The organism is Dysgonomonas sp. ZJ279 (genome assembly GCF_011039205.1).
Taxonomy (GTDB): Bacteria; Bacteroidota; Bacteroidia; order Bacteroidales; family Dysgonomonadaceae; genus Dysgonomonas.
The window spans coordinates 101,812-112,807 of the sequence record NZ_JAAKEL010000009.1 but is presented as its reverse complement, the minus strand read 5'-3'; the positions used below and the strand labels follow the sequence as shown (position 1 = coordinate 112,807).

General features: G+C 36.1%; 9 protein-coding genes. 2 read left to right on the top strand and 7 right to left on the bottom strand.

Going from position 1 to position 10,996, the window contains the following annotated elements; all coding sequences use genetic code 11:
- Positions 1-218: 218 nt before the first annotated feature.
- The 3 genes from G7Y57_RS11515 to G7Y57_RS11505 all read right to left on the bottom strand — a co-directional run bounded on the left by G7Y57_RS11515 (position 219) and on the right by G7Y57_RS11505 (position 2,730).
- Positions 219-827 (bottom strand): L-threonylcarbamoyladenylate synthase, encoded by a 609-nt coding sequence (locus tag G7Y57_RS11515; RefSeq protein WP_165024097.1) that lies wholly within the window; start codon positions 825-827, stop codon positions 219-221.
- 86 nt (positions 828-913) lie between these two features.
- Positions 914-1,732 (bottom strand): enoyl-ACP reductase, encoded by an 819-nt coding sequence (locus G7Y57_RS11510; protein ID WP_165024095.1) that lies wholly within the window; start codon positions 1,730-1,732, stop codon positions 914-916.
- Positions 1,733-1,833: 101 nt separating this feature from the next.
- Positions 1,834-2,730, bottom strand: coding sequence for a DMT family transporter (locus tag G7Y57_RS11505; protein ID WP_165024092.1), 897 nt, complete (start codon positions 2,728-2,730; stop codon positions 1,834-1,836).
- 175 nt (positions 2,731-2,905) lie between these two features.
- Here G7Y57_RS11505 and G7Y57_RS11500 point away from each other — a divergent pair, with 175 nt between their 5' ends.
- Positions 2,906-3,796: a bile acid:sodium symporter family protein gene (locus tag G7Y57_RS11500; RefSeq protein ID WP_165024090.1), complete on the top strand. Its 891-nt coding sequence runs from the start codon at positions 2,906-2,908 to the stop codon at positions 3,794-3,796.
- Between the two features lie 19 nt (positions 3,797-3,815).
- Here G7Y57_RS11500 and G7Y57_RS11495 read toward each other — a convergent pair whose 3' ends face one another.
- The 3 genes from G7Y57_RS11495 to G7Y57_RS11485 all read right to left on the bottom strand — a co-directional run bounded on the left by G7Y57_RS11495 (position 3,816) and on the right by G7Y57_RS11485 (position 7,419).
- Positions 3,816-4,931, bottom strand: coding sequence for a hypothetical protein (locus G7Y57_RS11495; RefSeq protein ID WP_165024088.1), 1,116 nt, complete (start codon positions 4,929-4,931; stop codon positions 3,816-3,818).
- 202 nt (positions 4,932-5,133) lie between these two features.
- Positions 5,134-5,628 (bottom strand): GtrA family protein, encoded by a 495-nt coding sequence (locus G7Y57_RS11490; protein WP_165024085.1) that lies wholly within the window; start codon positions 5,626-5,628, stop codon positions 5,134-5,136.
- A gap of 9 nt (positions 5,629-5,637) precedes the next feature.
- Positions 5,638-7,419 carry an ArnT family glycosyltransferase gene (locus G7Y57_RS11485; protein ID WP_165024083.1) on the bottom strand — a complete coding sequence of 594 codons (1,782 nt, stop codon included), beginning with the start codon at positions 7,417-7,419 and terminating at the stop codon, positions 5,638-5,640.
- 179 nt (positions 7,420-7,598) lie between these two features.
- Here G7Y57_RS11485 and G7Y57_RS11480 point away from each other — a divergent pair, with 179 nt between their 5' ends.
- Entirely contained in the window at positions 7,599-8,186 is a 588-nt protein-coding gene (locus G7Y57_RS11480) for a bifunctional nuclease family protein (protein ID WP_165024080.1), read from the top strand.
- Between the two features lie 56 nt (positions 8,187-8,242).
- Here G7Y57_RS11480 and G7Y57_RS11475 read toward each other — a convergent pair whose 3' ends face one another.
- Positions 8,243-10,885: a glycoside hydrolase family 2 protein gene (locus G7Y57_RS11475; RefSeq protein WP_165024078.1), complete on the bottom strand. Its 2,643-nt coding sequence runs from the start codon at positions 10,883-10,885 to the stop codon at positions 8,243-8,245.
- Positions 10,886-10,996 lie beyond the last annotated feature (111 nt).

Here is a 10,996-nt window from a genome sequence, read left to right as displayed (position 1 = left end):
CAATATCTCATTTTCTATTATATCTTTGCTTAGTACTTTGTACATAAGGAAGTGTTCATGATTAGTTGTTTAGCGATTACTAAACTAACACTTCCTTATTATATTTACAATTTTAAATTAGTCTAGAAGACTTCTATAATAAAATTACCACGCATACTACATTCGGGAATATTTTCTGTTATACAGCTATTTTGCAAATGTATGTATTTAATACTTTTTCACAAAATCAATTCCCCTTTACCCTGCCTTATTATTTCGGGCTCTCCGTCAGTACAATCTACTACAGTAGACCCTTCTATTCCACCAAATCCACCGTCGATTACAACATCTACGATATCTTGGTATCTTTCGTAAATCAATTCGGGATCGGTTGTATATTCTATAACCTCATCGTCGTCTTTTATGGAAGTTGTCAGTATAGGATTCCCTAAACTGTGAACAAGTTCACGAATAATATTGTTGTCGGGAACACGTATTCCTACCGTTTTTTTATTCTTGTATATTTTAGGGAGAGTAGAGGTTGTATTAAGAATGAAAGTGAATGCTCCCGGCAGATTTTTTTTCATTGTTTTGAAAGTAGCATTGTCAACCTTGGCATACTCGCTAATATTACTCAGATCGTAACATATAATAGAAAGGTTGCTCTTTGCCGGATTTATATTCTTCAATCTGCAAATTTCCTCTACTGCACGTACGTTCATAGCATCGCAACCAATGGCATATACAGTATCCGTCGGGTAGATAATAAGACCGCCATCCTGCAATATTTTGACAATCTTGTCCAATTCTTTCTGATTGGGGTTTTCGGGATATATTTTTACTAACATATAAATGTCTTTGTAAACAAAAAAACAGTTACCGGATATTTTAAATCTCCGATAACTGTTTTGTATTTAGTTTATCTTGTGGCGATTTATTTCTTTTCGATATAATCCGTAACGACAGCAGATGTTAGTCCCATATTGGAGAAGCCTCCATCGTGGAATAAGTTTTGCATCGTTACTTTACGAGTAAGATCAGAGAACATAACAATACAATAGTCAGCACATTCTTCAGCGCTGGCATTGCCTAGAGGAGACATTTTTTCTGCAAAGTCGAAAAATGCACCCATTCCGCCGATACCTTGTCCGGCAGTTGTCATTGTTGGCGATTGAGAGATTGTATTTACACGCACTCCTTTGTCTCTACCATAAACATATCCAAAACTACGTCCGATAGATTCAAGCAATGCTTTTGCATCGGCCATATCATTATATCCTGTAAATGTACGTTGAGCAGCAATATGCGTAAGTGCAAGAATAGATCCGCCATCAGCGATAGCATCCATTTTTTTAGCTACTTGCATCATCTTGTGAAAAGATTGGGCAGAAATATCTAGCGTCTTATCATAGAATCCATAATCAAGATTATCGTAATCTCTTCCTTTACGTACGTTAGGAGACATTCCGATAGAATGAAGAACAAAGTCAATTTTTCCACCAAGGATTTCCATCGACTGCGTAAATACTTGCTCAAGGTCTTCTACTATTGTAGCATCGGCAGCTATTACTTTCACATTAAGTTTTTCGCTTAATGCATTTGTTTCTCCCATTCTTACAGCCATTGGCGTGTTAGACAGAGTTATAGTTGCTCCTTGCTCTACAGCTTTTTCAGCCACTTTCCAAGCGATTGACTTATCGTTCAATGCACCGAAGATGATTCCTCTTTTGCCTTTTAATAAATTATTACTCATTTCTATTATTATTTAAATAGTTATCTTGTTGTTATGGCACAAAAATACTAAAAATGTGCAATAGTTGTTATCTTTTGTAACAAAAATATCAGATGATGACTCTAATCTGTGATTATTTGACCTTTCTTTTCTCGTTTATTGTTCATCATAACCACCAATATGACCGACGCAATAATGAGTACTAATCCTGCGAAGCTATTCCATCCGAATGATTCGTGAAAGTAGAATATGCCCACAATTGTAGCCACCACAGGCTCCATCGAACCGAGTATAGATGTTATAGTAGATCCTGCATATTTTACGGCAGTTATCAATGACAATCCTGATAAGACAGTCGCAAAAAGGACTAAACCGACAATGTTGAGCCATGCATTTCTATCAGGCAGAATCTCGATACCTGTTGTAAATGAAGCATAGATGGAAAACATAAAAGCACCAAATAGCATCACATAGAACATCAAAACTTCAGGTTCGAGTTTCTTAAATACAGGTCTACCAAGATTTACAATGTAGACGGCATAAGTAAATACGGTGATCAACACAATAAATAATCCACGGGTGCTTATGAATCCGTTATCGCTCCAGCAGAGCAAACCTACTCCAACGAGAGATGTTACGGCCGCAATAAATAAGGTCAGTGACTTCTTCTCCTTATAGAATATAATCATAAGACACGATACAACGATAGGATACAGGAAATGAAGAGTCGTAGATACTCCGCTCGAAATATAAGTATAAGAATATATTAAACCCATTGCTGTAATGGTGTATAACATCCCCATAACAAAGAGTTGGATAGCCGTCTTAGGTGGTATTCTGAAATCTTTTTTTCTAATGAGACAGATTGTGCCTAAAAGAATAGCGGCAAGCAGACTGCGGTAGAATAGAATAGATGGGGTATGTACTCCTGCTTTGAGTAATGGTATAGAAAAGAATGCAATCAAACCGAATGTCCCCGATGATAGCAATGCAAGTATAATACCTTTTGTTTTTTTCATTTATTTTTTTCTAAAAAGTACACAAAGGTAATATAAAGAGACAGTTCAAAGAATGCCTTATAATTAAAATGAATAACAACTAGTATATTTTGATGCCATCAGTCCATATTTTTGTTAGGCTTTATTTAGTATAAAATATATACCTTTGAGCAATAATTTAATAAACGGGCTGATAATGTTCAAAAAGATAAAGTCTTATATGATGCCTCTAGCCATGATTACAGGAGGCTTATTCTACCAATATACGTCACTATTATCTTTTATCACACCGTACCTTATTGCATTAATGCTATTCATCACCTATTGCGGCATCTCACTTCGCGATATTCGTTTTTCCCGCTTACATTTTTTTCTGCTACTCATCCAGATATTAGGAAGTGTAGGTGTCTACTTATTATTAGCACCTATCCATATTATTCTTGCACAAGGGGCTATGATCTGTATTTTAGCTCCAACAGCTACGGCGGCTCCTGTTATTACAGGTATGCTGGGAGGCAACACGGGTAGTTTGACCACGTATAGTTTACTAAGCAATATAACGGTTGCCGTTCTTGCTCCTATTATATTTGCTGCATTTGGCAATATTAATGCCGATTCATTTGTAGAGTCAATGCTAATTGTATCCGAAAAAGTCTTTATTCTTTTACTCCTGCCTTTTATTTGTGCACTACTACTAAGCAGACTTTTACCCCGAGTACATGAAACCATTAAGAAAAACCGAGGATTGTCTTTTTACCTATGGTCCCTCGCTTTAGTCATTATAACGGGAAAAACTGTATTTTTTATACTTAATCAAGAAAATCCGAACCTTCTGGTTCAAGTAGCCTTAGGCATCGGAGCATTTGTTATATGCGTAATCCAATTTTTAGTCGGACGTAAGCTAGGGAGCAAATATGACGACACCATAGCCGGTGGGCAGGGATTGGGTCAGAAGAATACTATTTTAGCCATCTGGATGGCACAAACCTATCTAAACCCCATATCGTCTATTGGACCAGGAGCATACGTTCTTTGGCAAAATTTGGTAAATTCTTATCAGGTATGGCGCAAGCGTAAAGATTTGTAGTAAGTCGAACTGTTAATATTTACAGATGATCGATAGGTGCCAGCACCATATTCTTCAAATATTCGAATTCCAACTCGAATGGCTCGCTAAATATCTCGTCGGCAAAAGCCGCTTCAATCTGTTTTACAGACCAAAACTTACCATTCATCTGTTCCGTTCTTTTTATTGAATATTCATCTTCTATCTTAATTATAAACAGAAAAGTAAGACGCTTAGTTTCTTCATTTTCAAAAACATATTTCAACAAGAATTTTAACGGAAGATCCATTTCATCCCCCATCATCTTTTTTATACTGTTGCGTGCAGCCAAATTGATTTCATGATTGAACAACATATACTTTTCGAAAGGATAGTCCAGCTTTCTAGGGCTAAGGGTATCCGCATTCGCTCTTTCTTGCAAAAAAACCTTACCATTAGATATGAGTGCCACTCTAACTATAGGATGCAGAAATTTATTCTTCATCTTTAGAGAAACTGATTTGGCTATTTTACCCGTTACTTCACCCTTTTCTGTAACTATAGGTAACCACTCTTCTTGTTTTAATTTTGCTACAATATTTCCTGTACGTGCAATCTGATAAATTCCGATAGCTAGTATTCCTACTATCGGTAGCACTGAATAAACAACTATATCCGAAATCCTGTCATCATAAATTGTCATTTTGAAGTGCTCGTACATCAACACAAAAAAGATGTGCATAGTGAGCGTGTACTGAAGCAAAGAAGCGATATGATAAAATTCATTCAAAAAAGCTTTTTGTAAAAGACTTCTTTTTCGAAAGAATTTAGTCGCAATAAAAGTTTTACTCAGCCTTATTCCAATAAGCATCGAAACAATACATATTTCACAAAAAGAGGAATAGGTATTAGGCACTTGCAAATAATTGTGAGCAAATAACCAAAAAATTAATGTAAAAGCCAAAGCTAAAGTAGATACATAAAATGTTATGCTAAACATTCTACTCTTAGATAAACCTCTAATGAGTATTTCAGCTATAATTGCAATCGCCAAAGATGCCATTAGTGCATACTGTTCCTGTATTCTTGATAATGAATGTAGAATCAGGTACAATACGAACGGAAGCAAGCCGATTACAGAATTAGAAATGTATCTTCTTATACCACTGTTAAGCATAAGTTATAATCCTTTAATAAATAATGTTACTAGGTAAGGCTTGGAGATATCTCTTATCTTAATGTGTAGGAAATATTGTAGAGCCTGTCGGTTTTTTTAATATAAAATAAACAATCAAATACAAATAAAGTTCTTCAAATTGCATTTAAATGTGTTTAATATACGCTTTGTTATTTTCTCCTCTAACTCATTGCTAGAGAATCTATTCTTTTTTTTCTCTAAATGTAAATAATTTATTTATAACAAACTGCATCATCGCAACTATTAGTACAGCAAAAACTTTTGCCACCATATTATTTAGTCCAATCACTCCTATAAAAAGGGTTAGGAGTACAGAGCTAACAACCATGCCAATACAGGCAATACCAACAAATGAGAAAAATCTTTTTATCTTATTATCCGTTACTTTAAATGTAAAATAGCTATTCAGCACGAAGTTGTTAATAACAGCCAGAGTCTGACTAATAATATTAGATATGAGAATATTGAGCATAAGTACCGACATATTCCCTCCCAACAAATTACTTATATGTGGTGAAAAAGCATAATGTACGGCAAATTTATTTACTAACAGGTAATAAATACTCATATCTATAATAAGACCTACAACCCCAACCATACCGTATTTTATCAATTGGCGGAATGACTTCTGTTGTGTGAGTTTGTTCTTAATCAGTTTATCGAAAAGGTTCTTCATTTGTTAGCTTTAATTAGCAAGCATTTGCTTTCTCTTTAATTTGAATAAGAGCATATGATCTTTATTTTCATTGAATTTATCACTCGATTCGAGCTGGATAAATTCATATTTTTCCTTATATTTTTCCTTTATATCATCAATAGATTCAATCATGATTATAAAGAAACCACTATCAGGTTGTTCTTTTTCAAAATTTTTGAAATTATTTCCCAAGTAAAAATTTAATCCATATAGATTCTTATATTCCAATAGATTATTCATTACATACGTATTATCCTTAAGTTCATATTTGTCCGAAATATACTCGGCAAAATGTCGGGGAGAATACGTATTTTTAAATGTAGGCAAAAGGAAAGAATCCATAAATATATTTATAGCCAGCATAACGCCAAAACCAGCCATAAGAACTTTTACATTCATCTTTCTCTTTAATAAATATATGCTGTTACCTATTGCTAAAATAAGAATAGTTATACCAAATAGACCTATCCATCCGGGATTCTGGAACAAGTCTGAGAATATCTTTATATCACGCAAAGTTCTTTCTCTTTTAGAAAAACTGTGCGAAATTTCTTCAATATTAATTATGCCTGCATAGGCCAGACCTACCACCAAAACCATCAGCACACAGATTCCAACAAGAATCAATGTCGAAATGCGTATCGCTTTAGGTTTCATTTCTGCAAGGTATATGAAAAATCGAGCAATAAATATACTGATGAAGGGATATACCAACATAATATATGTGCTCCGTTTAGATGCCGGTATAGTAAAGAACAGGAGAGGAATAACAATTGCAATAAAGCTGAACAATAAGACTTTATCCATTGCCATTATTTTATTAAAGCACTTTATGCAAATAGCCTTGAAACCTCCTTGCGGTTTAGTATACTTGATGAAGAATAAGGATATCACTAATAGTATAGTCCACGGTAAAAAACCTGCTAAAAGGATAAAAGGATAATAATACCACGGATTTTCAACTCCCAGATTATAGTCAGTACCCAATGTTTCAGTATCCATACGAAGGAAACGACCAAAGTTCTCTGCGAAAACTTTATCGAAAAAGGCATCTCCTTGCACTTGATAAGCAGCATAATACCAAACTAGCGGAATAAGTAACGCAGGAAGAGCAACAATAACACACTTCCCTACCGCACGGAAAAAATTGACTTTCTGTGTCAATAATAATGTACCGAAAACGAGACACGGAAGAACTATCCCTACAGGCCCTTTCACTAGTGTAGCCATACTTAATAATATCCATGCCGAAACAAGCTGTCCGAATCGCCGCTTTTCAGACCATGTATATAGTTGAATAGTACCTGCTACAAGAAAAAACGTCAATAACATATCCACCCGCGTAGTCATCGCAGCCCGATGTATTTCAAAACATGTAATCACAATAAGGCAGGCTATAAAGGACTCAAGAATAGGACGTCTTCGTGCAAAAAACATAAAACTAACACCTATCATAGCTATAAAAGCTAAAGCAGATGGTAGTCGCGATGTAAAAGGAGTAACTTCTCCACCATTCAGAGCCAACGAAAATCCCGATATCAACCAATGATTCAAAGGGGGCTTATAAGCGAATTCATCGGCATAATTAGATGGAATAATCCACTCACCTTTTTCTATCATCGATATTGCTAAAGCAGCTTCACGGGGTTCACCTTTTGTGTAGAAATCGCCCAAACCCAACCAAGGCAGAGTCGATAGTGCCGCTATTAAAAGAATTAATATTAGCGGCTTTTGGAGATAAAGTGTTTGGAGAAAATGAGTTTTCTTCATGTTTTACTTTATAGTAATAGTTGCCAAAGATACAGTTTATTCTGAATACTTTAAGAGTCTGGAATTAAAAATTAAATATCCGGAGATCAAAAAAAATGATTCGGCAATGAAAAACAAAAAATAATTGGCTACTTTTGATTTTATAGTGTAGAATTTGTATTGTGTAAATATGCTTAGTAATGGACGACAAAGTAAGACTTTCTGTATTAGGTTTTTCCTTTAACCAAACTCAGACCGGAACCTATGGATTGGTTCTGGCCGAAGAAGACGGACAACGTAGACTGATGGTTATTGTAGGAACACCTGAGGCTCAGTCGATAGCCTTCAAGCTGCAAAACTCAGCTCCGCCACGCCCGTTAACACACGATCTTTTTCAAATGTTATTGTCGAGCTTTAAGATAACTTTGTTAGAGGTTGATATATATAAATATGAAAACGGTGTTTTCTTTTCCCAATTATTGTTGAAGCAAGGTGAAGAAACCATTACAATTGAATCTCGCACATCTGATGCTGTTGGCATAGCACTAAGAACAAAATCACCGATATTCACAACTGAAGCCATAATGAAGGAGCTAGCAGTAATCTTAGATGACAATGCTGCATCTGATGACTTCGGTGATGATGAAAGAGATAATATAGCTCTTGATTACTCGCTTTTGAACGAAGAAGAGCTAGAGTCTTTACTCGAAGATGCTGTAAATGGAGAGGATTACGAATTAGCTTCAATCCTGAGGGACGAACTGGAAAAGAAAAAAGGAGACGAATAATATAATTGTAATGTAAAAAATAAAGGCATCCCATAATTGAGATGCCTTTTTAATTTTCATTTTATACTTACCGATTTCTGCTTCACATTCCAGCCCTCAATCATAATTTCGAGCGATGCATCCGATGTTTTCGGATTATATTCTACTATTACGGTTTTTTTATTGTCGGGAGTAACCGAAATATAATTATCCGAATAGAATGCAGGAAGTATCCGCTCTTTCGTTTTACTATCGACTAATGAAATACGATTAAAGAAAGCAATTGTATTACCTGCTTTATTAGACACACTCACTTCTACTTTACTATCATTTATTCTACGGGCAGAGATTTCGACATCTGTAGCTCTCATTTTTTGCAAACCGCTGTAAATACCCTTTGCATTTGGTAACCAATAGAAATTTTCACTTAATATAGTACCATTAGCATTAACCAACTGTAACGTTATAAACCCACCATCTTCATTACACAATCGAGGGATTAATCTCTTGAGAGACGAAAGCGGCTTAGCAGAAGACGCATTCATATACATAATTTCGCGAGAAATAACTTTTTCCTCTCCTGCCATAGTATGAGTTTTCACAACGGCCATTACATTATTCACATTCTCAAAACCATTATTTACAACCATCACCATACTATCCACCGGATTGTACATGATATGCAATGGTTCACTACCCGAACGCAGCCCATACAGACAAGCATTAGGATCGAGATAGTAATCATACATTTGCCCACGCATAGCAGTCCACGGATTTTGCGTTTTCCAGATAATACTTCCGGTATACCAAGTCCACATATGCGAACTGAATCCTTCCATCAATGCCCGATACTGATCGTAGTTTAACAACTGCGCTTTCATAGCAAAATCTTTCGCATCTTTAGCTTCTCCATATGGCTCAACATATTGGTCGTAGCCTATATATTTGTGATATTGCCACACAGAATCGACTTTATGTCGAGGTGTCGCTGCCGGATTATACTCAGGAGCTATAAGATTTTCAGTTGGAATAAATCGAAGCAAAGATTCATAGTCACCTACCCCTACCGATCCTACTTCCGAATTGAACGGAAATGTGCGATCTCCCCAGAATGTTCTTATATCTTGAATGCCGTAAGGACCGTCGCCATTACCACCGATAGAATTGAAAGACATCTCGTCTGAATTGGAATAGTCTATAAACCATCGCGTACCATCCAGTTCGGGCAGTATAGAATCACGAAGAGATACAAGTATATCATCCGGTGGAGTAATTTCATTTCCGCCACACCATATAGCCAACGAAGCATGATTACGTATCATTTTTATCATATCCGCAGCCGATTCCAAGAATAAAGAATGATTGTCGGGATATTTGCGTCGTGTCCACTGATCTTCAAGTTTCATTGGATCTACCCAGCGACCATTACAATCGCCCGACATCCAAAAATCTTGTATAACAAGCAATCCATACTTATCACACGCATCATAAAATTCGGGACGTTCGGCTAAAGCTCCTCCCCATATTCGGATAAGATTGAGATTCATATCCCGATGAAATCGTATTTCTGCGTCATATCGCTCTTTTGAGAAACGCAACATTGCATCCGAAATAATCCAGTTACCGCCTTTTATAAATATTTTTTGTCCGTTAATAGCTACCTGCATGCTTCGGGTGGTAATATTCCACTCTTGCTGCATTTCTCTAACACCAAAAGTAACACTTTCGGCATCTGAGGTTTTACCATTTGCAATAAACTCAATTTTAATATTGTACAGATTTTGATCACCGTATCCGACAGGCCACCACAACCTAGGATTTTCCATTATATAGTCAGGCAAAGCAATTTCTTTCGTCGAATTAGCAGCTAACGTTACATCCTGCGATATTGTTTGACCATTCAGGCTATATTGCAGTTTACCTTGCACACTTTTATTACTTGCATTCTCCAACTCAGTAGTTACTTTTATTTTAGCCGGAGCTTGTTTGCCCTCAACTTTGCGCTTGCCGGGAACAAGTGTTACAATATGCGGATTTTTCAGATTAACACTTCCGGTTTTTTCTATAAATACTTTATCCCAAATACCGGTATTCCTGTCTCTTATTGGCTGTATCCAATCCCAGCCCGCTACATACTGATGCGCAACACCTTTGGCAATAGTGCCGTCGCCTCCTTGCCCTCCATTCGGATTCCCTACAGGATCAGGAGGATATACAATTACTGCTAGACGGTTATTCCCGTCTTTTGCCAAATATGGACTAATATCGAATGTCTTTCGAAGAAACATACCCTCGTAAGGTTCTGAATTTATTTTCTTACCATTTATAAAAATATCGCAGCTATAGTTTATTCCTCTGAAAGTAAGCCATACACGATCATCGTTTTGAGGTACACTTTCTTTGAAATCTTTTACAAACCAATAGGTATAATATTCCCTTCCTGTATTATAAATATCCGGGATACGCTCATTATTCATTCCGTAGAATGGATCTGGTACTTCTTTATTTGCAAGCTGAGTTGTTAAAACAGTCCCGGGAACTACGGCTGGTTGCCATTTAGATAAAGAGTAAGATTGTTTTGAGATTGTCTCTCCTGCATCTTTCGTTTTTTGAGATGGCAAACATTTCCATCCGTTGTCAAGTTCATACTTGTCTTGTGCTAAAATTGCAGACACGCCTACACATAATAGCATTAATACAGTGGTAATTAGTTTTTTCATAGCTTAGGCAATTGTTATCTGATGAATGTATGTACAAATATAAGATTTTGTTTTGTTATTCTTTAACCAATTTGTACTGATAATTCCTTGTTTTTTGCCTATTTTTGTATC